The 23,481-nt window shown below is 60.7% G+C and carries 19 protein-coding genes; 3 read left to right on the forward strand and 16 right to left on the reverse strand.

The window, feature by feature from the left end:
- Positions 1 to 4: 4 nt before the first annotated feature.
- The 6 genes from BHD07_RS11405 to paoA form a co-directional block, all read right to left on the reverse strand.
- Complete coding sequence (locus tag BHD07_RS11405; RefSeq protein WP_275600247.1) at positions 5 to 736, reverse strand: adenylate/guanylate cyclase domain-containing protein; 732 nt, start codon at positions 734 to 736, stop codon at positions 5 to 7.
- Positions 737 to 1,624: 888 nt separating this feature from the next.
- Positions 1,625 to 1,747 (reverse strand): hypothetical protein, encoded by a 123-nt coding sequence (locus tag BHD07_RS11410; RefSeq protein ID WP_018096561.1) that lies wholly within the window; start codon positions 1,745 to 1,747, stop codon positions 1,625 to 1,627.
- A 499-nt stretch (positions 1,748 to 2,246) separates the two neighbouring features.
- Positions 2,247 to 3,380, reverse strand: coding sequence for a DNA polymerase IV (gene dinB / locus BHD07_RS11415; protein WP_445190480.1), 1,134 nt, complete (start codon positions 3,378 to 3,380; stop codon positions 2,247 to 2,249).
- Between the two features lie 90 nt (positions 3,381 to 3,470).
- Positions 3,471 to 5,669 (reverse strand): aldehyde oxidoreductase molybdenum-binding subunit PaoC, encoded by a 2,199-nt coding sequence (gene paoC / locus BHD07_RS11420; protein ID WP_338280118.1) that lies wholly within the window; start codon positions 5,667 to 5,669, stop codon positions 3,471 to 3,473.
- 4 nt (positions 5,670 to 5,673) lie between these two features.
- Positions 5,674 to 6,624, reverse strand: coding sequence for an FAD binding domain-containing protein (locus BHD07_RS11425; RefSeq protein WP_338280120.1), 951 nt, complete (start codon positions 6,622 to 6,624; stop codon positions 5,674 to 5,676).
- Complete coding sequence (gene paoA / locus BHD07_RS11430) at positions 6,621 to 7,256, reverse strand: aldehyde dehydrogenase iron-sulfur subunit PaoA (RefSeq protein ID WP_445190481.1); 636 nt, start codon at positions 7,254 to 7,256, stop codon at positions 6,621 to 6,623. The genes BHD07_RS11425 and paoA overlap by 4 nt, the downstream gene beginning before the upstream one ends.
- Before the next feature lie 271 nt (positions 7,257 to 7,527).
- Between paoA and BHD07_RS11435 the strand changes: the two genes are divergently transcribed.
- Positions 7,528 to 8,208 (forward strand): class I SAM-dependent methyltransferase, encoded by a 681-nt coding sequence (locus BHD07_RS11435; RefSeq protein ID WP_338280125.1) that lies wholly within the window; start codon positions 7,528 to 7,530, stop codon positions 8,206 to 8,208.
- 20 nt (positions 8,209 to 8,228) lie between these two features.
- Here BHD07_RS11435 and BHD07_RS11440 read toward each other — a convergent pair whose 3' ends face one another.
- Together BHD07_RS11440 and BHD07_RS11445 are read right to left on the reverse strand one after the other, a co-directional pair.
- Complete coding sequence (locus BHD07_RS11440; protein WP_338280128.1) at positions 8,229 to 8,600, reverse strand: Atu4866 domain-containing protein; 372 nt, start codon at positions 8,598 to 8,600, stop codon at positions 8,229 to 8,231.
- Between the two features lie 54 nt (positions 8,601 to 8,654).
- Positions 8,655 to 9,377 (reverse strand): SDR family oxidoreductase, encoded by a 723-nt coding sequence (locus tag BHD07_RS11445; RefSeq protein WP_338280130.1) that lies wholly within the window; start codon positions 9,375 to 9,377, stop codon positions 8,655 to 8,657.
- A 99-nt stretch (positions 9,378 to 9,476) separates the two neighbouring features.
- Here BHD07_RS11445 and BHD07_RS11450 point away from each other — a divergent pair, with 99 nt between their 5' ends.
- Entirely contained in the window at positions 9,477 to 10,364 is an 888-nt protein-coding gene (locus BHD07_RS11450; RefSeq protein ID WP_338280133.1) for a LysR family transcriptional regulator, read from the forward strand.
- Between the two features lie 228 nt (positions 10,365 to 10,592).
- On the opposite strand, the gene BHD07_RS11455 is transcribed toward BHD07_RS11450, so the two are convergent.
- Both BHD07_RS11455 and BHD07_RS11460 read right to left on the reverse strand, forming a co-directional pair.
- Positions 10,593 to 11,345: a GNAT family N-acetyltransferase gene (locus BHD07_RS11455; protein ID WP_338280135.1), complete on the reverse strand. Its 753-nt coding sequence runs from the start codon at positions 11,343 to 11,345 to the stop codon at positions 10,593 to 10,595.
- A gap of 362 nt (positions 11,346 to 11,707) precedes the next feature.
- Entirely contained in the window at positions 11,708 to 13,948 is a 2,241-nt protein-coding gene (locus BHD07_RS11460) for a TonB-dependent receptor (RefSeq protein ID WP_338280138.1), read from the reverse strand.
- A gap of 152 nt (positions 13,949 to 14,100) precedes the next feature.
- On the opposite strand from BHD07_RS11460, the gene rhrA reads away from it, so the two are divergent.
- Positions 14,101 to 15,045, forward strand: coding sequence for a rhizobactin biosynthesis transcriptional regulator RhrA (rhrA, locus tag BHD07_RS11465; RefSeq protein WP_338280141.1), 945 nt, complete (start codon positions 14,101 to 14,103; stop codon positions 15,043 to 15,045).
- A 73-nt stretch (positions 15,046 to 15,118) separates the two neighbouring features.
- Here rhrA and BHD07_RS11470 read toward each other — a convergent pair whose 3' ends face one another.
- The 6 genes from BHD07_RS11470 to rhbA are packed head-to-tail and all read right to left on the reverse strand — an operon-like array spanning position 15,119 to position 23,462.
- On the reverse strand, positions 15,119 to 16,924 hold the full coding sequence (locus BHD07_RS11470; RefSeq protein WP_338280144.1) for an IucA/IucC family protein: 1,806 nt from the start codon (positions 16,922 to 16,924) through the stop codon (positions 15,119 to 15,121).
- Positions 16,908 to 18,272 (reverse strand): putative histamine N-monooxygenase, encoded by a 1,365-nt coding sequence (gene basC, locus BHD07_RS11475; protein WP_338280147.1) that lies wholly within the window; start codon positions 18,270 to 18,272, stop codon positions 16,908 to 16,910. Before basC ends, BHD07_RS11470 begins: the two co-directional genes overlap by 17 nt.
- A 2-nt stretch (positions 18,273 to 18,274) precedes the next feature.
- Positions 18,275 to 18,865, reverse strand: coding sequence for a rhizobactin siderophore biosynthesis protein RhbD (gene rhbD, locus BHD07_RS11480; RefSeq protein WP_338280149.1), 591 nt, complete (start codon positions 18,863 to 18,865; stop codon positions 18,275 to 18,277).
- Positions 18,858 to 20,615 (reverse strand): IucA/IucC family protein, encoded by a 1,758-nt coding sequence (locus BHD07_RS11485; protein WP_338280150.1) that lies wholly within the window; start codon positions 20,613 to 20,615, stop codon positions 18,858 to 18,860. The genes rhbD and BHD07_RS11485 overlap by 8 nt, the downstream gene beginning before the upstream one ends.
- Positions 20,602 to 22,089 carry a diaminobutyrate decarboxylase gene (rhbB, locus tag BHD07_RS11490; RefSeq protein WP_338280151.1) on the reverse strand — a complete coding sequence of 496 codons (1,488 nt, stop codon included), beginning with the start codon at positions 22,087 to 22,089 and terminating at the stop codon, positions 20,602 to 20,604. The genes BHD07_RS11485 and rhbB overlap by 14 nt, the downstream gene beginning before the upstream one ends.
- Positions 22,086 to 23,462 carry a diaminobutyrate--2-oxoglutarate transaminase gene (gene rhbA / locus BHD07_RS11495; RefSeq protein WP_338280915.1) on the reverse strand — a complete coding sequence of 459 codons (1,377 nt, stop codon included), beginning with the start codon at positions 23,460 to 23,462 and terminating at the stop codon, positions 22,086 to 22,088. The genes rhbB and rhbA overlap by 4 nt, the downstream gene beginning before the upstream one ends.
- Between the last annotated feature and the right edge of the window lie 19 nt (positions 23,463 to 23,481).

A 23,481-nucleotide genomic window follows, 5' to 3' on the forward strand; every position in this document is an offset into this window, starting at 1 on the left:
TTCTTCAGATTGCGAAAAGTTCGATCGGCTTCTCAAAGCCCTTGAGAGAGTATTTTCGGCCCTCGCTTGCCGCCGTTTGGCTCTGCGCGCGCTCGCAAACGGCTTTGGTCACCAGAATTCGCCCCGCCTCGGCGGCGGACTGGGCCCGAGCGGCAGTATTCACAACCGTTCCGATTGCAGTCAGGTCGCGGTGGGATCGGCCGAACTCTCCGAAGCTGGCCTCACCGGTGTCGATGCCGATGCCGACACCGAGCTCACTTCCGTCCAGGCCGGCACCCTCCGCCAGGCGAACCTCACGGCGCAATTGGCATCGGCGCTGGATCTCGCGTGCGGCAAGTACGGCGCGCTCGGCGTGATCCGCGTGGGGGATCGGAAAGTTGAAGATTGCCATGATCGCGTCCCCGACCGTCTTGTTGAGAAGGCCGTCGAACTCCCAAATCGCCGCGGCACATTCATCGTAGAAATCATCCAGCAGCGACGAGACAGTATCGGCCGTAAGCGACTGCGAAAGCGCCGTATAGCCTCGCAGATCTGCAAAAAGGACGGAGACGTCAACGGTGATCTTGCGGGCTTTCATCACGCGCGTGAACATGAGTTCGCAGATCGTGCAGGTATTCGGATTCATCCGGCTCGGGCGGATGCCAAAGGCGCGAAAGGGAATGGAAGCCGGCCCGCGCAGGGGCACCGGAATACGCATCTGCTCCCAGCATCCCTTGCAAATCCTGGATTGAGACATGTTGCCGCCGCCCTATTTGCGTAACGCGCTGCGACTCTCGCATATATGGGCCACAAAATCTCTCGAAAACCCTTGCGGTCCGTAACTGAGACCGCGATGGTCCGTTAACCTTCGGACAGTTCTTCGGCCGTGGCCGCTATGGGTGCATTCCACAAGGAATTGTTGACGTATTTGAAAGCTAGTATGCTGACAATTGATGCGACTATAACTATAATGACGATACGCATGAAGATTTACCAGGTTCGTTGCCACACCGAGAAACTCTCCCGGAGACCTCGTTGTTCCAGCACATCCGGTTCGGCGGAAACGCCAACCGACTAACTGAGCAGTAATTCACGGATAAGCCTGACGACGAAAACCGGTACTGCCTTTTCGGCGGCAGCCGACGGCTTTCACCTGTCCGGCCGAGCGGGATCTCCAACTGTCTTTCCTCAACGAACCTGTGTTTGCGCGACAGGCAGATAGACTTTGGAGCCGGCGCGCTCTCCACCACTCAAGGAACCCCCGACCAGCAGATAGGCTGATATTCCGAGGACCGACAACAGCAGAATGCTTACGGGCAGTCCCGTTGAGGCGTGATGTTCCGGTTCCTGATAATTCCATCCAGTCATTCGAACGTACTCCACTCCACACAAAGTGAGAACGAGCCACCGATGCAGCAGTTCCTGCAACGATGGTTGAACCTGGGTAACGATGTTCGAGGCGTTGTAACGAGCCGGCATTATACCATGCCGTCGCTGCCGCGGAGGGGTTATTGGCGGGGTATCATTCCGCCATGTTCACCGGCCGTTCCTAGCTATTTCAGGCGTGGCTCGGGCTAGAGCGGGATAAGGAAAAGTGTGTCCGGTTTGCGGCCGCTTGGGATGCGGACGCATTTGCCGAAGCCATTCACCAGATCACGTCGTAAAGAGTAATAAAGACGATCATTCCAATGCAGAGTGCTGGCGTCGACCTGATCGCGAAATCGACGGGATTGAATTGGTATCCGAAGCTTTCAACATAGGATTTCATTGGTTTCCTCCCGGTGAGCTGTCTGGAATCGAGACGGTTTGGCGAACGGACCACCCGCTTCCTTCGGAAGCGTGATTTGCAAGGCTCGCTCAGAGCCCGCGGAGCAGGTTCGACTCCATGGCAGCACGAACAAGTGCCGCCATATTCTCCATCGGCAACAGAGAAAGCTTTGCGCCCTTATGGAGTCGATCGATGATCGGAGAGATGGGGTAGGATCTTGGAGCCAAGCCCGTCAATGAGTAGCCATTAACTGTTGGGCCATAAATGTGGCGAAACCAAGATTTTCTCAGCTATTCCTGAAGAGATTCCAGGAGACTGAGGGAATTTTTGTAAACGCCTCGGGATTTTTCTTTCTCGCTGAATGCCCCCTCTTCGATATTTTCTTTTTCCGATACGCATAAGTGTTTTTCCCTGCAGCTCTCGGGATTTGATTTTTACTTGGCTGGACTGTCGCGCTTCCTCCCGCGGCAGGCTTTTTCGTTTCTGTCAGGCCGCGGCTTCAAAGCGCCAGGGCGAGCTGCGGCCCGCTCCGATCGTCCACGGGATCGAGAGACGAGAGCGTGACCCCGAGCAATCGAATGCCTTTGGCGGCGGGAAAGATTGGTGACAGCAGCAGTTCCACGATCTCGCCCATTTCGGCGGCGCTCGCAATCGGCGCAACGATGGTCTTGCTTCGGGTGATCTGCGTGAAATCTGCCCACTTCACCTTCAGTGTCACGGTCTTGCCGCGAATGCCGCTGGCTTCACAATAGTGCCAGACCTTGTCGATCAAAGGCTTAAGGCCCGCGCGGGCCGCCTCAAGATCATGAACATCCTCCCGAAACGTATCCTCGGCGCCGATCGATTTCCGGATGCGGTCGGGCTTGACCTCACGCTCGTCGATGCCGCGGGCGATCCAGTAGAAATACGGCCCCGACTTGCCGAAGTGCTGTTGCAGGAAGGCGAGATCACGGGATTTGAGGTCGGCGCCGGTTTCGATGCCGAGCCGTTTCATCTTCTCCGCCGTTGCCGGTCCGACGCCGTGAAACTTCTTGACGGGAAGCGCCTGCACGAAATCTGGGCCGTGCTTCGGCGTGATGACGAATAGCCCATCGGGCTTGCGCTGGTCCGAAGCGATCTTCGCAAGGAACTTGTTGTAGGATACGCCAGCGGATGCGGTGAGCTGGGTCTCGGCCCGGATTCTGGCGCGTATCTGTTCCGCGATCTCGGTTGCGAGCTGCATGCCTTTCAGGTTCTCGGTAACGTCGAGATAGGCTTCATCCAGCGACAAAGGTTCGATCAGCGGCGTGTATTCGGCAAAGATCGCGTGAATCTGCCGCGAGACGGCCCGGTAGACGTCGAAGCGGTGCGGAACGAAGATCAGCTCCGGACATTTGCGCTTGGCCGTCACCGACGGCATAGCCGAGTGAACGCCGAATTTGCGGGCCTCGTAGCTCGCGGCGGCGACCACGCCGCGCGCCTCCGGATACCCGACTGCGAGCGGTTTGCCTCGAAGCTCCGGATTGTCGCGCTGCTCCACCGAAGCATAAAATGCGTCCATGTCGATATGGATGATTTTCCGCACGCGGGCAAAAGTGGAGGAGACAGGTGCCCCTCCACTCCTTTCATCTTCCTCCGGCTCCGCTGGCATCATTTCCTCTCGCTATAGCGCTGTCTATCCTATCCGAACCTCCCATGCTTGCTTAGCCTTAAAGTTACGCCGGGTAGATGCCCTTGGCATGTTCTAGCTGACTTCCGGAAGCTCCTCGATCAGCTTGTCGAGCGTGATGGGATACTCCCGTACCCTTATGCCGGTCGCATTGTAGATGGCGTTCGCGACAGCTGCCGCGACACCGCAGATCCCGAGCTCGGCAATACCCTTGGCCTTCATCGGCGAGGACATCGGATCCGTCTCTTCCAGGAAGACGACCTCCTGGTGCGGGATGTCGGCGTGCACCGGCACCTCGTAGGCGGCGAGATCGTGATTGACGAAGAAGCCACGCTCCTTGTCGACGACGAGTTCCTCGGTCAGCGCGCCGCCGACCCCCATTGTCATCGCGCCGATCACCTGGCTGCGTGCCGTGATCGGATTGAGGATCCGGCCGGCGGCGCAGACCGCCAGCATTCGCCGGATCCGTGTCTCTCCTGTCGCAACGTCGACCGCGACCTCGACGAAATGAGCTCCAAAGGTGGATTGCTGATGGGTCTTGGTGAGGTCGCCGAATTCGATCAGATCCTCAGCGACGAGCCCCTCATCGCCGGCAGCTTGCGCGAGCGGCATTCGGCGGTCACCCGACCGGACTTCGCCGTCTGCGAAGACAAGGTCGTCGGTGCTGTTGAAGCCGAGCTTCTGCGCCACGGCTTCCCGCAGCTTGGCGCAGGCCGCGTATACGCCGGCCGTGGAGCAGTTTCCTCCGAACTGCCCGCCGGAACCCGAGGAAACAGGGAAGCGCGAGTCTCCCAGGCTGACGGCGACCTTCTCGATCGGCACACCGAGCATTTCGGCCGCCGTCTGGGCGATGATCGTGTAACTGCCCGTACCGATATCGGTCATATCGGTTTCGACCGTGACGATGCCCTCGCGGTCGAGCCGGACGCGGGCGCCCGAATTCAGCACAAGATTGTTGCGAAACGCCGCCGCCACTCCCATGCCGATCAGCCAGTTTCCTTCGCGCCGAGCACCGGGTTGCTTGCTCCGGTCTTGCCAGCCGAAGCGCTCCGCGCCCGTGCGCAGGCAGCCGACGAGATTGCGATGCGAGAAGGGCCGTTCGGGATTCTCCGGATCGACCTGGGTGTCGTTGATGATGCGGAATTCGACGGGGTCGAGACCCAGCCTCTCGGCCATCTCGTCGATGGCGATCTCCAGAGCCATCATGCCCGGCGCCTCGCCGGGAGCGCGCATCGCGTTTCCTTCGGGAAGATCGAGGGTGGCAAGCCGCATGGCGGTCATCCGGTTCGCTCCGGCATAAAGCAGACGAGTCTGCTGGACGGCCACTTCGGGACCACCGCCCGGAAGGTCCCCGGACCAGCTTTCATGCGCGATCGCCGTGATCTTGCCGTCGCGTCCTGCGCCGATCCGGATCCTCTGAATCGTCGCTGGGCGATGCGTGGTGTTGTTCATCAGGAAAGGGCGGGGGAGGGCGATCTTTACGGGGCGCTTGGCTTCACGTGCGGCAAGCGCTGCCAACACCGCATCCGCGCGTAGGAACAGCTTCACCCCGAAGCCTCCGCCGATGAACGGCGACATGAGATGCACCCTGTCCTTGTCGATCCCAAGCGTCGTCGCGAGATCGGTCCGCCACCAGTCGATCATCTGGCTCGATGTCCAGACCGTCAGGTCGTCGCCGCTCCACGCGGCAATGGAAGCGTGCGGCTCCATCATGGCATGCGATTGGTCCGGGGTGGTATAGACCTGGTCGAGCTTGACGGAAGCTGCCTCGAAGGCGGCATCGAAGTCGCCCGCTCCGGAGTCTTCCTCGCCTTCCGGCTTGACGGCGCTGTCCTTGGCCGCGGCCAGATCGAAAGCGCCTTTTTCCTCGGCATATTCGACCTTGACGAGCGCCGCGGCGGCGCGGGCCTCCTCGAATGTCTCGGCGACCACGACGGCGATGGCCTGGTTGTAGTGCTGGATCTCGGTGCCACCGAAGAGCTTGGCGGTATTGTATTTACCCTTCTTCAGTTCCCCGACGCCATCGGTGGTGACGACCGCGATCACACCGGGAGCATTTCTCGCGGCGGCGACATCCATCGACCTGATCCGGCCCTTGGCGATTGCCGAACCGACGATATAGCCATAGGCATAGCGGTTATTCGGATCATGCCACTCATAGGCATAGATTGCTTTGCCGGTCGTCTTGAGCGGACCGTCGATGCGGGGGATGGGCTTGCCGATTACCTTGCCCTGGTCGATCGGGTTCGTCGTTGCTGGTGTATCGAATTTCATTGTCTCATCCCTTCGCTTCGACGAGGACCGCGCTCAGCGCGCGTTCCACGAGCGTGAGCTTGAAGGTGTTCTGTTCAGTCGGGCGGGCGCCGGCAAGAAGCTTGGCGGCGACCGCCTTTGCTCCGTTCGCCAGCTCCTTGTCGGCCGCCTCGTCACGCCATGGTTTCGGCGCGATGCCGCCGAGCGCGACATGGCCGGTTCCGTCCGGCCGCAAGATGGCGCCGACGGAGACGAGCGCAAATGCGTAGGACGCCCGGTCGCGAACCTTGCGATAGATCTGCTTGCCGCCGGCCGGCTTCGGCAGGACGACCGCGGTGATCAATTCGCCCCGCTCGAGGACATGTTCGATATGCGGCGTGTCACCCGGCAGGCGATGGAGATCTGCGATCGGGAGGCTGCGCGTCGTGCCGTCGGCTCGCACGGTCTCCACGACGGCGTCGAGGGCACGCATGGCGACCGCCATGTCGCTCGGATGGCTGGCGATGCAGGCATCGCTGACGCCAACCACCGCAAGCTGGCGGCTGAAGCCGGCCAGCGCCGAGCAGCCGCTGCCCGGCTGCCTTTTGTTGCACGGCTGGTTGGTATCGTAGAAATACGGACAGCGGGTGCGTTGAAGCAGGTTGCCGGCGGTCGTCGCCCTGTTGCGCAATTGTCCCGATGCCCCTGCGAGCAGGGCGCGCGACAGAAGGGCGTAATCGCGGCGGACCCGTTCGTTGGCGGCAAGATCCGTATTGCGGACGAGGGCACCGATACGCAGCCCCCCTTCCGGTGTGGGTTCGATCCTGTCCAGTGCCAGCCCGTTGACATCGACCAGATGTGTCGGTGTCTCGATCTCCAGCTTCATCAGATCCAGGAGATTGGTGCCGCCGGCGATGAATTTCGCGCCATCCGTGGTGGCAGCGGCCCGGGCCGCGGCCTCGATCGACGAGACGCGTTCGTAGCTGAAAGCTCTCATGCCTTCCTCCCCGCGGCTTCGGTGATGGCTTCGACGATGTTCGAATAGGCGCCGCAACGACAGATGTTGCCGCTCATGCGCTCGCGGATCTCGGCAGGCGTTATTTCGGCCGGCGCCGTAAGATCCACCGTCACATGGCTTGGGATATTGGCCTTGATTTCATCGAGCATTGCAACGGAGGAACAGATCTGGCCGGGCGTGCAGTAGCCGCACTGGAATCCGTCGTGCTGGACGAAGGCGGCCTGCATCGGATGGAGGTTTTCGGGCTGCCCCAATCCCTCGAGCGTCGTGATGCTGTCGCCCTCGTGCATGACGGCGAGCGTCAGGCAAGCGTTGACGCGGCGGCCGTCGATGAGAACCGTGCACGCTCCGCACTGACCGTGATCGCATCCCTTCTTGGTGCCCGTCAAATGCAGATGCTCGCGCAGCGCGTCGAGGAGGGACGTGCGGTTATCAAGCTGAAGCTCCCGGCGTTCTCCGTTCACCGTGAAAGTGACCTTCGTGCTCTGGGGTGTGGTGGAGACATTGGTCTGCGCGTGACCGAGCGAGTGTGCGCTCACCACTGTCACGGTAGCGGCCGAGGCGGCGAGCAGGTCGCGCCGCGAGATTTCAAGTGCGCCAGGACTTTGCATATCCAGCTCCATGTCTTGATGATGAAAGGTCTAGGACGAAGCGGCCTACGCCGCGAACGCGCAACAACCGAGCGCGAGAAATGATCCCGCAGGCGCATTCACAAGTGAGTTAGGGCGGAGAGCGCGTGTGACTACCATCGCGATGCCGATAGTGCCTGTGAACCGATTGTTGAATGGCGGTACTGAATTGGGCGCCTTCACAGGCAGAGGTGACTTGACGAAAGGCGAATCATGTAACAAACATTGTTACATGATTTGGGAGAACCGCACGATGAAATCTCCGAGCGTCGATAGTCCAGCTTTTACCGCCGCCCACGCCAGTTCGTACGTCGAAGGGACGTTGAGAAAAGTACCGGGGTTGGCCGCTCTGCATCGCATGGCATCGATGTTGGTCGCGGAACGTGCACCGGTGCAAGCGCGGGTTCTGGTGCTCGGCGCTGGCGGCGGCATGGAGCTCAAAGCCCTCGCCGACGACAATTCAGGTTGGCGTTTTTGTGGCATCGACCCGTCGCCGGACATGCTTCGCGTCGCAGAACAGACGGTGGGGGCCCATCTGGCGCGTGTCCATCTGCAACAGGGCTACATAGGCGACGCACCGGAGGGGCCGTTCGACGCGGCCGTCTGCCTCCTCACGCTCCACTTTGTTGATCGCCCTCAACGCCTCGACACACTCGAACAGATTCGCCGCCGTCTGGTGCCAGGCGCTCCGTTCGTCGTCGCGCACATCAGTTTCCCGCAATCGGAACCTGAGCGCTCGACCTGGATTGCCCGTCACGTCGCGTTCGGCGGAACAGCCTCCGGCGATGCTGAAAGTGCAAGGCAGGCGATCGCGACGAAGTTATCGGTTCTCTCGCCCGAGGAGGACGAGGCGGTGCTTCGCAAGGCGGGCTTCTCGGATGTTCGCCTGTTCTATGCGGCGATCACCTTCAGGGGCTGGGTAGGATACGCCTGAATTCTCAACATCCTGAGCGCTTATGGTCTCCCCGTCCTGCTTTCGCGATAGAAGATCATGCCGCCGTGATGCAGAACGCCGTCGATAAAATCTCCATCCGCTGTAAAGCCGGTATCGTCCCAATAATCGATATGCGTGCCCGTCACTTGGTAGCGTCCCTCATAGGCCCGTTCACGCGTACCGCGGGCCTCGACATAGCGACCGTTCGGCAGGAGTTCGTGGCGGATGTAACTGTCTTCTGTAACCCAAAGGCCGACATAGGGGTGATTGGCCTGCATTTCGGCTTCCTCGGCTACGGTTTGGCTCAGGAGTGCGGCGGTCATCAAGGTCGAAGCGATCAGCAGCTTGCGGCCGCCGCCGGTGAGGCGATCTGTCAATAAGGAAAAGATCATGGAATATTCCTTTCGTCAGGGGGACGCGGGAAAGCGTCCCGGGAACGCGCCGGGTCAATTGCTCGATGCGGTCGGCCTGATCGTGATCTCGGTGGTGTCCACACTCCGCGGAGCCTCGATCACCTGCCGGACCGCGCGGGCTATGTCGGCGGGCTGAAGCGCGATGGCGCGATAGGCGTCCATTGCCGCCACGGTCTCCTGGTGGGTGATGGTTGCAGCAAGTTCGCTCTCGACGACGCCGGGATTGACGCAGGTGACGCGGATATTGGTACTCTCCTGGCGCAGCCCGTCCGAGATCGCACGAACCGCGAACTTCGTTGCGCAATAGACCGCGGCTGTGGGTACGACCGACAGCGCTCCGATCGAGCCGATATTGATGATCTGCCCGCTGCGCTGTGCCTCCATGATCGGCAATACGGCCGCGATGCCCCAAAGCACGCCCTTTATGTTCACGTTGATCATGCACTCCCACTCGTCCAGCTTGACGGCGGCAAGCGGCGAGAGCGGCATGACGCCGGCATTGTTCACCAGAACGTCGATGCGTCCCCATCTGTCGACCGCGGCCTGCGTAAAGGCTGCCATGGAGTGACGGTCGGTCACGTCCAGCACCTGCGCCTGGGCGGTTCCTCCTGCGTCTCGAATCTCCGCGGCGATGGCCTCGATACGGGCCTGGCGGCGTGCACCGAGCAATATTTTCGCACCCTCGGCGCCAAGCTCGCGAGCAATGCCCTCGCCGATGCCGCTGGAGGCGCCCGTGATCAGAATGACCTTGTCCATGTTGTACTCCGTCCTTTGATTTGCACGGAGAAGATGGACTTCAATGACTGTCGCCGGTATCCATCGATCACTGAACTCAATGGTTAGCACTGCTCTACAATGAAAATAGACATGAACCTTTTGCCGCTCTTCCTGGCCGTCGCGGAGGAGGACAACTTCCGCGCTGCCGCGGATCGCCTCGGTGTGACCCGCTCGGCTGTCAGCCAGGGAGTTCGGCGGCTCGAAGATGCCTTTGGAACGACGCTCGTCACCCGCACGACGCGTTCAGTTCGCCTGACCGGAGCGGGGGAGCGTCTGCGCGAGGCTCTGTCGCAGCCCTTGTCGGATATTGGGGCGGCGCTCGATCGGGTAGCGGGTGAGGATGAGCCCCGCGGTCTTTTGCGGATCGCCGTCACCTCGATCGCCGAGCAATTCCTTTCCGGTCCGCTCATCGCTTCCTTTGCTCGGACCCATCCGAAGGTGACGATAGACATCACCGTCACGGACGAGGAGTTCGACATCGTGGCCGCCGGGTTCGACGCGGGCGTCAGGCTTGGCGAGGTGATCGAGCAGGACATGATCGCGGTGCCGCTGACGGGCGATCAGCGCGAGCTGGCCGTTGCCGCCCCCGCCTATCTTGCAGTCCACGGCACGCCGGCGCACCCGCGTGAGCTCGTCCATCATCGCTGCATAGGCTGGCGGCGAGCGCCGAATGTCGCGCCCTACAGGTGGGAATTCGAGGAGAATGGTGTTCCCTTCGATGTAGCGGTCGAGCCCCAGATCACCACCAATGACCTGCGCTTCATGCTCCGCTCGGCACTGTGCGGGGCCGGGATCACCTTCGCAACGGAAGATACCTTCCGCCCGTTCGTGGAAACCGGCGAACTTGTTCCGCTGCTGCAGGATTTCCTGCCGCCGTTCCCCGGCTTCTTTCTTTATTTCCCTCAGCGCCGCAACATGGCACCAAAGATGCGAGCTTTGATCGAGCATATACGGCGGTGGCGATAACCGGCGAGTTTTCGGGAGATGTGGTTGCGGGGGGTGAGGATGCCGATGCAAAGAGCGTGCCTGCCTCTTACGATGCGTGCCAATAGGTGGCGACCGATTGCTCCTGTTTCGTAACCCCCCGCATCCGAAGCGTTGCCCAGATAGGGTTGAGGTGCGCGTACAGGCTTTCGAAAAGCTGCGCGGCCTCCTTAGCTACGATTGTTGCCTGCAGATGGTACGGTCGGCCGCTCATGAGTTGCTCCAATGCGGACCCGGGGCCGGATGCCACAGCCGATTCGGAAAGAAATGCTGCCTGGAGATCGACATGATCGCGGCGCGTTTTGTCGGAAGGTCGACGGTTCTTGTGTGAGAGAAGCCCGAGCGCTGCAGGTTGCGGAGCTGGCGGTGGTGCGCTGAGCTCGGTTCCTGCACGATCCGTTCGGTTCGAGGATCATCGAGAAACATCAGATGCAGAAGGGAGGGTAGCCAAGCCGTGAACCAGGGCTTGCCGCGACAGGACTCCTCTCCAACTATGACGTGGCAACCGCGGTCGTAGTCGCCGGCACCTGAGAATGGTCCGATCACGTCCTCTTTTGCCCAGTAGATCTCGAAGTAGGAAAAGGCCCGTGCGTTGAAGCGGCCGATCAGCGGTATCGTATGCGGATCGGCGAACATGCGCTCCAGATAGCGTCCATGGGCGGCTTCGCTTCCCGCCTCGTTCCAGAATTCGTCGACCCTCGGGTCATTCATCCAGCGGTGAATGTCGGGAAGGTCATCGAGTGTCGCGACGTGGAGCGACAGCGTGCCCGACAGCCACGGGATGAATCGGGCATAGACGCATCCGGCTGGTTTTGGCGGGCGTAGGGGATGCTCGGTCCTACCGTCAAAGAGGTCGCGCCGTGGGAAGGCGACTGACGGCGAGGCCATCCAGATCTCCGGTATCTGCCAGAACATATCTGCGAAGATCGTTCGATGCGAGATCGCGCTGGTGTTCTCGCCCAAAATGCCACTCCGCTTCAACTCCGGGGAAAGAGCGTTCCAGCCCTCTCCCGCAAGTCTGATTGACGCCAGGTCTCGTCGTGTCGCGAACAGAAATTCGAAGGCTGCGCAGGCAAGCCGAAGACCCTCGGCGTCGCCTAAGTGGAGATCGTCGATGCGGAGTTCCCCCTCCGCAAATGCGAAGCGCGCGCGGTGACCGCGGGCCGCCGAGGCCGACAAGATTGAACCGGCCTCGTAGAGGTCGACGGGTCCGCTAGAATGAAGCTGAAAGGAGCGAAAGGCGCGGCCATCTTGAACGTCGGACCCAGCGTGCCCGCCGCCCGCTCCCGGGGTGGAACCCCACTGTCCTCGGTGACCCCGGTCCATTAAAAAACCTTGGTCAGCGAGACCGCGAATGTGCGGCCGCGGCCCTTGTAGTCGAACACCGACTCGTCGGCCAGGCCGCCGTAAAGGGCTTTGGCGCGAGAACCCCAGATAGTGGTGTAATCAGTATCGAAGATGTTATGGATACCGAAATTCAACGTCGTATCGGTATTCTCGAACCTATAGCCGCCGGTTAGATCAAACAGCGTATAATCGTCGATCTTGAAATCCTGGGCGTCGGTGAGTTCGAATACGTGCTGACCGGAAAACCTCACGCTGAGAGCGTCATTGGTCCAGCCGACATAGCCGCCGAATTTGGAGACGCTCGCGCTGCCGACAGAGTCCTTTTCCCAACCGTCGGCTCCCTTGACCTCGGTTCTGACCCAGTGCCCCAGAACTCCAACGTTGAAACCATGACCGAGCTTTACGCCCGCCTTTCCTTCGATGCCGTAGACGCGTCTCTCCCGATCGATGACCTCAACGGCAAGCGATGAGCGATTGAGATTGATGGAACGATCGGAGAGCGAGTAATAGGCCGCCGTTTCAAGACTGTAGGTGCCGTCATCGAGACGATAGCCGATTTCGAATGAGTTGGTCTTGATCGCCTCGAGCGCGGAATCGCCCACGTTCACGCTATCGAGAAGCGTGTAGTGTCCACCGGAGAAGGAGTAGTTGCCAATTCCATAGTACTTGGCCGGATCCGGCAATTCGAAGCCCTGGCTGAAATTGGCGTAGACCTGCTGCGTATTCGTCAACTGATAGGTCGCGCCTGCACTGAACAAAGCGGCGTCATAATTGACTTCGCCGCCAGGTATGGTGTCGGCAGAAGTTGCTCTGCCCTGCAGGATGGCGACCTGCTGCGCCGCTCCGATAAAGTCGGATACCTTGGTGTTGACGAATTGATAGCGCACCCCGCCGTTTAGAGTGAGCCTGTCGGTAGCCTCGTAGGAGGCCTCAAGAAAGCCGGCGATGGTGGAGACATCGATGGATGGATAAAGACCGGTCCTCCCGATCGTATCGAAATCGAGCCCTCCGGATTGCCCCGCTGTCAGCGTGTCGAAAATGTTCTGACGCGCCTTGAAGGAATCCCTGTCGGCGTCGACGCCATAGGTGATTTTCAGTGCATCGGTGGGTTCCGCGACCAAGGCGGCCCTGATGCCGTAATAATCTGTGTCCTGCGAACTGCCGTAGAAGTAAGGACCCGTCTCACTATTGCCTGAAGCAGGGAAGGGATGGAACTTTATTCGCTCAGTCCGGTAAGATCCTTGAAGCAATAGCTGCTGGCCGAGAACGTCATTATCGGTGTAGGTGAGGTTGAACATCGAGCGGCGTGTCTGCGGATTGAAGTCGGACTCGTATCCGGGACGGGTTTCAAACAGGCTGGGGTCGGCGAGCGCTGCAAAGAAGGGCCCGTAATAAACCCCGTAATCCGAATCCTGCTTGCTGTCGAAGTATTGCCCGGAAAATTCAAGGCGACGGCCGTCGTCGATCTGGTAGCCGACTGACCCCATCAGGTCGATGCGCTCGTTGAAGGCGGTGGACGTCTGCGTAATGTCGGGGATCAGCAGCGTGCCGCTGCCGTCATAAAAGGCGCCGGTCCTGTTGCCGGCAATCGAAAGGCGGGCATCCCAGTTTTCGCCGTTGTAGGTGACCGCACCCGCCGCATTGCGGTCTAAGTCCTGGCTGCCGGCAAAGCCGCTGCCCATGCCGCCGGTCACTTCCGCATGCAGGCCCGGCTCCGCGTCCTTGCCCTTCTTCGTGATGATGTTGATGATGCCGCCGGTCGCGTTTCCGCCGTAGATTGCGGTGGCCCCGGACAGGACCTCCACCCGTTCGATGTTGAACGGATCGATGGCATCGAATTGTCGGCTCAGCGAGCGCGCCGAGTTCATCGAGACACCGTCGATGAGGATCAGTGGTGGCCGGCCACGCAGGTTCTGGCCGAAGGACGTGCGCGCTCCGTCGCTCGCGGGATCGAAGCTCGGAATGGATTCGCCCAGAATCTGCTGCAGCGTCTTGCCCGACCTAGCCTCGGCCTGGATCTGATCCGAATCGACGACGTAAATGGTGCGCGCGATTTCCGAAATTTGCTGAGCGGATCGTCCCCCGGTGACTACGATCTCTTCCAGGCTCGTCGCAGCTTCGGATTGATTCGCCGCCTCCTGCGCGACAGCACTCGTGCCAAGCGTCATTAACAGGAAGCAGACGCACGAGCCTAGGCCGCCCTTCTCAAAATTACCCATAACGCCCCCTGCGGCCCAGAAGACAACTGCCGCTGCCGGTGAATACAAGACTATTTAAGTCATGTTTAATGGGCTAAGGGTGTTCGCCGCTTGGATAATGGCGAACCTTATTTGGACGCATGCGAACGTCAACAGGAAAGGCTGCTCACGACATGGAGACGATCCGACCGCTGAAATTCGGGACGCTTTCTTTGCCTGATCGGGAAAGTAGACTCGTTTGCAGAAGCATTCTTCTGGATATGCTCGGAGAGGCGACCATCGCCGCGGACGAGGGCGATTTGACTGGTGTGACCGGCCTCTTCTGGAAATACGTTTCCCTGTCGCTGGCAACCGTGTATTTTCCCAGAACAATGCTTCGCGTCAAGGCAAGCGGCATGGGAGACGCCGGTATCGTCATCCTTCGTGCGATGGACGGTCCGCTCGTCATCCGTCACCGTCGGATAAAGGTTGAGACGGCGCGCGCAGACGTCATATTTCTTCCCTCGGACGCTTCATCCGAGATCACACTGCCGGAAGGTGGGCGCTTCGATTGTGCGCACCTTCCGGCCTATGCTCTGGCTTCCAAGCGTGATCTTCTAAAGCCGATCATGATGCAACCGCTCGCGGCGGAATGCCTGCCTTTGCAGCTCCTGACGAATTATGCGGGCTATCTTCTAAGGCAGGAGTATCAGAGCGAGGAACATGCCGGTATGATGGTCGCGCATTTCTACGATCTTCTGCCGGTGCTTGCTCAAGATATCGGCAAGGTAACTCCGCGAGAAACGCCCCACAGTCGCATGGCATCCATCAAGATGCACATAGAACAGAACCTTGCGAACGGCTCTTTCTCGATAACCGACGTGGCCGAGGCCGAGCGTATCACCCCGAGGGCAATCCAGAAATTCTTCAGCCGCGAGGGCACAACATTCTCCCGTTATGTGCTCGGAAGACGGCTCTCACTCGCCAAGGGCCTCATACTGGCCGAAGGCGAGGCCACGTCCATCAGCCAGATCGCCTACAATGTCGGCTTCAACGATCTTTCCTATTTCAATCGAACCTTCAGGAGCCGCTACGGCGTGCGCCCCTCCGACCTGCGCCGGCTCGCGGCGGCCGCCTGACGAACTGGCAGACAAAAGGGCGCTCCCGGTTTAGGGAGCCGCCATTCTTCCGTTGCAGCCGCCTTGAAGTCGGTTACGCGGCGTTGCTGCGCTTGTCGAAGGCGACCAGTGGATTGTCCACCATGCCCTGGAAATCCGGTACCGGGCGCTCGTCGTCATCGGCATAGCCATGCGTGAACAGGCGAACCCGGTTCAGGCAAAGGCGCGGATATTCATCGCCGAAGAGATCGAATGTCGCGAAACGAGAGGCCATCTCGGGGAAGCGCTTCTGATAGGCGAGTATGCTGCTGCGCGCCAAAGCCCAGAAGGCTTGCTCGGAGAGGCCGGAGCGCTGGTCGAGCAGGACCGACATGTAGCGGAAGACGCATATAAATAGCGTCGTCTGGATGAAATGGATCAGGAAGTCCGCAGGCAGGCACAGGAGAACCGCCCGGACCTCTTCCGGCAGGGTGGCGCTTTCGGGAAACGCCTGATCGCATACAATAACGTCGTCGATGAAATCGCGCAGTGCCAGACGCTCCGGCCGGCCGTCCTTGAGAATAAGTGTCGCATTCTGACCGTGCGCCGAAAAGGCAAGGCCGTGCTTCGCGAGCAGATGGAAGACCGGCGGGATCACGACGTCGAAGAACCGCGCCATCCATTCCGAAACCGTCATGCCTGTTTTTTCGGCGAGTGCCTGAACCAGCGGCTTGCGGTCCGTGCCGGCATGGAGGAGGGCGGCAAGTGGCATGCCTGTTTCGCCGGACTTCAGATGCGCTGCCAGACTATCGCGCCACATGCAGCCTAGCATTTCGTTGAACTGATAGGGCGCGCCCTCAATCGCGGAGAATTGCGGATGGACGTAGTGCATGCCTGCGCGCTCGCCTAGAAGAACGAGACCGCACTCCTCGGAAAGGAATCGGTCCCTGGCGAGCAGTTGGTCGAGCCACGTCGTCAGCGGCGCAGCCGTCAGCGCCCGCTTGCCGGGTATACCGCGATAGACGGCCGTGTTCAGGATGGTCATGCATAGCTTCAGCGTCGACTTCTCCGGATGGGAGATGTTCGACAAGGTTCGGACCGATTGCTGCGGCAGGTAGAGATCATCACCCTCGCCGAGAAACACGATGTGCCCTGCTGCTATGTCGGCGGCAAAGTGCGCAACGATCATGTGATCCCATTGCCATGGATGCACCGGCATCATGTAATGCGTGTCGACTGAACCGCCTCGCACGGCGAGCGTGGCGCAAAACGTGTCGAAGCGCGACACTCCGACGGCTTCGCGGACAAGCCCCTCGTTGGTCAGCGTCTTTTCCGCGACGAAGGAGGCGCGCTCCTTGCTGACACCGAGCCAAAGCACCTCGGTCGCCGTCCGGTTTTCTGGCGTGTAGGCAAGATAATCGGAATAGCCGAGGCCGATGCGCCCCTTGCTGACGGTGACCCACGGATGACCTGTGGTCTCGCCTTCCATGTTAATGTCATCGAGCTCGGCAAGTTCGGCGCCGGTTTTGGCCGCGCGTGCGGCAATATGGGCGTCGGAAAGGAGCGTGTTGCCGAGTTCTTTGATGAAGTGTGCGACCGTCATCGGCTTGACGCCGAGCATGGGCAGCACCTCAGCGCAAAAGGCCAGCGGATCGTGAAGCGGGGTATCCGTATTGCCGTGTCGCTTCGACAAGCTCGCAGGATCGACCGAAAGGTTGTCGAAGACATAGCGCTTCGCATTGAAGCGATACTGAAACTCGCCGAGATCGATGCGGTAGTGCCCCGGTTTTTCCTCCAGAACGCCGAAGACACGTTCATAGGCGAATTCCTCGACGACTTTGGCCAGAAGGCGTTTGGAGACCTGCTGCCAGAGCTCCTCGGAAAAGGCGCCGGGAAGAAGGGCATCATGATGCATGGGCATAGTAATCTCCTGAAATCGAGGACGAACCGGTCTGACTGGAGGGCAGACCGAACTTTTGGAACGATGCCGGCGCATTGACGCGGTAATGTTCGCGGCCGAGAAGCTGATTGACGATGACGCCATTGCGGAAGGCGCCGAGGCCCAGATCCGGCGCGCCGACGCCGTGGTGGAAGGTTTCGGCATTCTGGACGAACACATGGCCGTAGCCGTCGTCGCTGCGGCGTGCACGGAAATCCTCGCCGACCATCAGGTCGCCCCGCTCGCAAATCGCTAGAACGCTGCCCTTCAGCGACCCCAGCCATTCCGGCCAGGCATGCCGGTACCCCGTTGCGGCCACAATCGCGTCGGTCTCAACCGTTGCCTTCTCATCCAGATGGTTGTGGTTGATGCCGATGCGCAACGACCCCGATGCCCCTGCGCTCTCCAGCGTTTCGACCGCACAATTGGAAAAGAGTGCCAGGCCTGGATCGCGTCCGCCCACCGAACGTTCATACATGAGATCGAAGATCTCACCGATGGTCGAAAAGCTGATGCCCTTGTAGAGCAGGCCTTGATTCGCAACGATCTCGCGACGTCTGGCCGGCGCGATTCGATGGAAATGGCGCATGTAGTCAGGCGTGAAGTATTCGAGTCCCAGCTTCGAATACTCCATCGGGAAGAACCCCGCCGAGCGGGTGATCCATTGGATCGAAGCGCCAGCTGCGACCATCTCCGGCGTCAGATCGTTCAAAAGCGCAAGAACGCATTCTGCGGCGCTTTGCCCTGAGCCGATGACTGTTACACGGCGTCGTTTCGAGAGCTCCAGACGCCGCCTCCCGAATTCGCTGGAATGCATGAGCGGTGCCACGGTCTTGATCTGCGCCCACTTCGGCAGGAAAGGAGCCGTGCCGACACCGACCGCAATGTTTCGGCTTCGATAGTGCTGCTTTCCCCCCAGGGCGGATCTGCTTTCGACAATGAAGCTGTCGGATGCCGGCTCATGGGCGACGTCGACCACTTCCTCGCCGAAGCGGCAAGCGGAAAGTTGCTGCGAGGCCCAGCGGCAATAGTGATCGTATTCCTGCCGCGGGATCATGAAGTTTTCGTAGAAGTAGAACTTGTAGAGGCGATCGTGCACAGCAAGGTAGTTGAGGAAGCTCAGATGATGCGTCGGGTCCGCCATTGTGACGAGATCCGCTATGAAGGGGACCTGCAGCGTCGTCCCGGGAAGAATGAGACCTTCGTGCCACCGGAACACCGGTTTGCGCTCGAGAAACACGCTCGAGAGATTTTCGTGGGAAGAGAGAAGGGCGGCAAGGCCAAGATTGAACGGCCCGATGCCGATCCCCACTAGATCGAAATCCGTCATGATCATAATCCGAATTGTTGAATGAAGCGTTCCCGGTAGCAGAACATCAGTTTGGCGCGCTTGTCGGGAAGGTCGATTTCGCCCTGTTCCTCGAAGGCGCAGGCTGGTGCATAGCGAAGCAGGCGCCGGGCTGCGACGCTCGGCTCACCGACTACCTTTTGCGTTCCCGGGTCATCGAGAAAGAGGAAGCGGGTGAAGGCACGGATGACTGCGGGCGCGATGCCGCGGCCGAAAAATGAAGGTTCGCCGACCAGCATGTGCCAGCCCCTGTCCTTTTTCTCTGCCGGATAGTAGCGGCCAAGCACATCATCCTTCGCCCAGTAGGCTTCCCAATAGCTCATCGGGGTCCCGTCGATGAGGCCGATATACGGATCCTGGTGCGGATCGGCGAGGTTGATATCGATATAGGCTGCGATGTCTTCGATCGGTTGCGCCATCTTCCATTGCGGCACGACATGCGCCTGGTTCATCCACCGCCAAAGGAGCTGAAGATCGCGCTGCTTCTCAAGAAGGCGGAAGCTGATCGTCCCGCGGATGTCGGGGTCGTAGCGCGAATAGGCCAAGGCAGTGTCCAGCTCGCTCCTCTCAAGCATCTGCCAGAACCTTTTCCGGTTCAAACAGGGGGTTGGTGATTTCAAGGTAGACCGATTGCGTTTCAAGCGGGCCGACGAGCTCGTCCATGCGGGCAAGCCGCGTCTTGAGATTCGCCTTGCATTGCAGCGTCGGCGCCAGCATCTTGCGCACAATAGGGGAATTCGCCCCCTCAAGCGCCTCGAGCCGCAGCAGCTCGCTCCGCAACATCGCAAGAAGGGCGGTCTCGCTGACGAGTCCCTCCCGCCCGAGCGCTCCAACCATGCCGAGAACCGAATTGATGAAGGCGTAGTAGAGCAGGCGCTCATCGACCGGCTCTTCGCCAAAGACGGACTCGCTTGGCTCTCCGAAGCCCGGCAGCGCCTCGACAAGCGCTCCGTGTGCACGCTCATGGTGGAAGAAGCCCTGATTATCACGGTAGAACAGGCCGATCGGATAGCCGCGCTCAATTTCGACCAGGATGTTCTGCTGGTGCGCCTCCATGGCGATGCCGTGGCGTAGATAGAGCCCAAAAATCGGCCGGACGAAAATCGCCAGGAACCGCTCGAACCAATCCCTCGCAACGATATCGAGCGGGCGTTTCTCCAGGCGCGCTCGGTTTCGTATCAGCGCCCCGAGCCGGCTGCCGCGGTCCGGCAGATGCTCGCAAACGGCCGCAAGCAGCGACACATTGCGATCGGCATCCGCGCCAGTAAAGGGATTTTCACGCATCGAGAGGGAGAGACCATCGACCAAGGTGCCGTCAATCTTGACGCCCATAAAGGCCGGATCCGGAATGAGTGTCAGGCCCGGATAGCTGCGCGAGAAATCCTGCCATAGCCCGTGGCGGCGGAAGCGGTACATGTCGTCCCCGCGGAGGAGTTCCCGGGCAAGATTGACGCGGACGGAATTGGTGATGCCGACGCCCAGCGACATCTTCAGCATGAAAGGCGCATCCGGGCGGTAAAGGGTGCGCACGGACGATGTCGGGAACCATGGCTTGCCGGCCTCGCCGCAATCGATTATACGCCCGCCCGCCACGAGAGCTGCCACTGTGGGATCCTTCAGCATCTGGTCAGCCTGCCAGGGGTGCACTGGCAATAGAGCGAAGTCGCCTACGGGCAGACGTGCCTTGAGGGCATCGATGTCGCTCCCCATGGCCTCTTTCAGCCATTCTTCCGCCGAAGGCGAGCCCTCGGAATGGCCGGTATGGAAAAGCCCGCCTTCGACGGCGAACCAACGCAGCGGGAAGCCGGCGGCGAATTCGGGGGAGTAGCGCCGCGATTCCGCTTCCGTCATGCCTTCGCGGCTTTTCGGGCAGGGATGAATGCCGTGTTCGGCAATCAGCCCCTGTTCCGCCGCGACGAAAGAGACCTCATTGCCCGCGAGCGCGGCCAGGTCACCGTTGCGGGCTTGAAGCGCCGCTTCGATCAGGAGCCGGCTCGAATGCGTGCGGCTTAGCAGGTCGGCACGGCCGTCTTTCGCAGCATTGGAAGGTTCCAGACGCTCGATAACGGCGGCTATCGCTTGCACGGCATCGACCGCCTTCGCCCCATTTTCGTCCGTCAGCATCACCGGCTCGCCGAAAAGATGGTGACCGGTTGCCGAGCGGTAGTGAGCGGGTAGGCCGAGGCTCCCGCCGCCGTCGGGGAAGGTCAGCATAAAGCGCAATTGGCCTTGCGTCTCCAACCAGCGGACGTGATGGGAATACTCGCGTGCTACGCAGTTGAGAAGGGAGCGCAGGGTAAGCGTCGCAGCGTTATGGGCGTGCATGATGGGTCTCCAGTTCGCGGGCCGTTTCGCCGATCGCATCGAGGATGCGGTGGACGACATCGGGGGTTGAACGCGGATTGAGCAGGGTGAGCTTGAAGTGGACGCGGCCGTCGAGAACGGTCGTCGCAAGCGCCGCGATGCCGGCGTTGAAAAGCGCCGCTCGCGTCTTCAGCGTGATTGCATCGGCGAATTTCGGTCCCCTCGCCGAGACGTAACGGAAGAGAACCGTCGACAAGGAAGGTGGCCTAGCAAGACTCAAGTATTCCCGTGTCTTCACTGCTTCCGCGGCGGCAGACGTATTTTGCAAAGTCTGGCAGATCAGAGCGTCCAGCCCGTCGCGGCCGATAGCGCGCATGGTCATGAGAATCTTCAATGCGTCGGCTCTGCGCGTCGTCTGCATCGAACGCTCGACGAGATTCGGGGCGTCGGCGAAGACTGCATCTTCGGGATTAAGGTAATCCGCCTTGCTCGCAAGCGGTGCGAAATCCGCCCGGTCGCGCAAAAGCAGCGCGCCGCAACTGATCGGCTGAAACAGCATCTTATGAAAATCGAGCGCGACCGAGTGGGCACGCTCCAATCCCTTAAGGCGGCTGCGATGGCGGGAAAACAGAAGCCCGCCGCCGTAGGCAGCATCCACATGCATCCAAAGCTTCTGAGCGGCGGCCAAATCGGCGATGTCGACGAGCGGATCGATGGCGCCGAGGTCGGTCGTTCCCGCCGTGGCGACCACGGCGACCGGTATGCGACCTTCGCCGGCCAGCCGCAGCAACTCGGCTTTAAGCGCGTGCACTGACATCCGGCCATCTGCATCACATGGAATAGCGATGACCGCATCTCCGGCGAAACCCAGTATCGCGGCGCTCTTGCGGATACTGAAATGCGCATGTGCCGACGTCAGGATGACGCCTGCTTTGCGCGCTTCGGGGCCGCACCGCACCGCGGCCAGATATAAGGCGGTCATGTTCGACTGGGTGCCGCCGCTGGTGAAATTGCCGCTTGCCGAGGCCGGCAATTCGGCCAGTTGCGTGAGGCAGGTGAGAACGTGCTCTTCGACGAGCGTGGCGAAGGGCGATTGATCCCACGAATCGAGCGACTGGTTGGTGGCCGAGATCAGGACCTCCGCCGCGAGTGCAGGCACCGCGACGGGGCAATGGAGATGAGCCATTGCCGCCGGATGACCGACTGTCATAGCATGCTCGAGCGCCGGTCTGCCGATATCGGCAAGTGCGGCGGCGATCCCCGTCCCGGCCTCCGGCAGCGGATCGAGATCGTCGAGGAGGCCGCGTAGCCCCTGGACGCTCGTTCCGGAGTAGAGACCGCTTGCGGCTGCCGTTTGATCGACCACCATGTCGATGGCCTGCAGCATCGCGTTGCGGAATACCAGGCGTGACTCGCTGTCGGTGCCGAGTATCTGGTCGGCGTGATCAGGTTGGTTGGTCGGTGGGGTTCTGAATGCAGCGACGTTGATGTTCATGCCGCCTTGCGTCCACGACGCTCGAATGCGGCGGCAAGAGCGCCAGAGACCTGATCGATCTCCGCGTCGGAGATTACCAGCGGGGGCAAGAGGCGTAGCACGCTGCCGTAGCGGCCGCCTGTTTCGAGAATGATCCCGGCACGGAACATCTCGTGCTGGATCGTCCGTGCGATCTCCTGCCCATGCGGCGGATGGCCGAGCGCATCCGGCAGGCCATCTGGATCGACGACTTCGACGCCGAGCATCAGGCCTTCGCCGCGCACTTCACCTATGTAAGGCGTCTGTGCCGCGATCCGTTCGAGATTGGCGCGAAGCCTTCGCCCGGCGATCGCCGCTCGTTCGACAAGCCTGTCGCGCTCAATGATTTCCAGCGTCTTGGACCCGGCAGCCATGGCAAGCTGATTTCCACGGAAGGTTCCGGCATGAGCGCCCGGTTCCCAAAGGTCGAGACCCTCGCGGTAGATCACGACCGCAAGCGGCAGTCCGCCGCCGATCGCCTTGGAGAGCACGACGACGTCGGGAATGATGCCGGCCTTCTGGAAGGCGTAGAAGCTGCCCGTGCGCCCGACACCGCTTTGCACTTCGTCGACAATGAGGGGGATGCCGAGATCGCGCGTCACGCGGCGGACCGCGCGCAGCCATTCGACCGGAGCGGGTATGACGCCGCCTTCTCCCTGCACGGCTTCGAGAATGACCGCGGCTGGGCGGTTGAAGCCCCCCTCCGGGTCACGCAGTGCGCGCTCGAAGTACTCCGCGGCGAGGGTTGCAGTCTCGTTGCCCCCACGGCCGAAGGGGCAACGATAGGCATAGGGGTAGGGAAAGAAATGCGCACCGGGCACCAGCTGGCCAACGGAAGCTTTTGGTCCAAGCGAGCCCATGAGGGAAAGCGAACCCTGCGACATGCCGTGATAGGCGCCCCGGAACGAGACGACGTCGGTGCGGCCTGTCGCCGTCTTCGCAAGTTTGATGGCCGCCTCGACGGCATCAGTACCGCTCGGCGAGCAAAATTGGATCTTTGCCTCGTCACGAAGTCCGGCGGGGAGGGTGCCGAAAATGTCGGCGACAAAGCGGTCCTTCACCGGCGTCGTCAGATCTAGGGTGTGAAGCGGCAGGCCCGAACCGAGGACCTGCTGCAGCGTCTCGATCACTTCCGGGTGGTTATGACCGAGCGCCAATGTTCCAGCGCCTGCGAGGCAATCGAGATAAGATCTGCCGTCGACGTCGGTAACTGTGCAGCCGAAGGCCGATTTCAGCGCGACGGGAAAGCGGCGCGGGTAGCTGCGGGCATTCGACTCGCGTCTTTCCTGTCGGTTGAGATAAAAGGCGTTGTCAGCGCGTGCGGAAGCATCCATGAGATCAACTCCGTTCAAGATTTTCGATGACGTTCGGGCG

The organism is Sinorhizobium sp. KGO-5 (assembly GCF_036245905.1).
Taxonomy (GTDB): Bacteria; Pseudomonadota; Alphaproteobacteria; order Rhizobiales; family Rhizobiaceae; genus Sinorhizobium; species Sinorhizobium meliloti_A.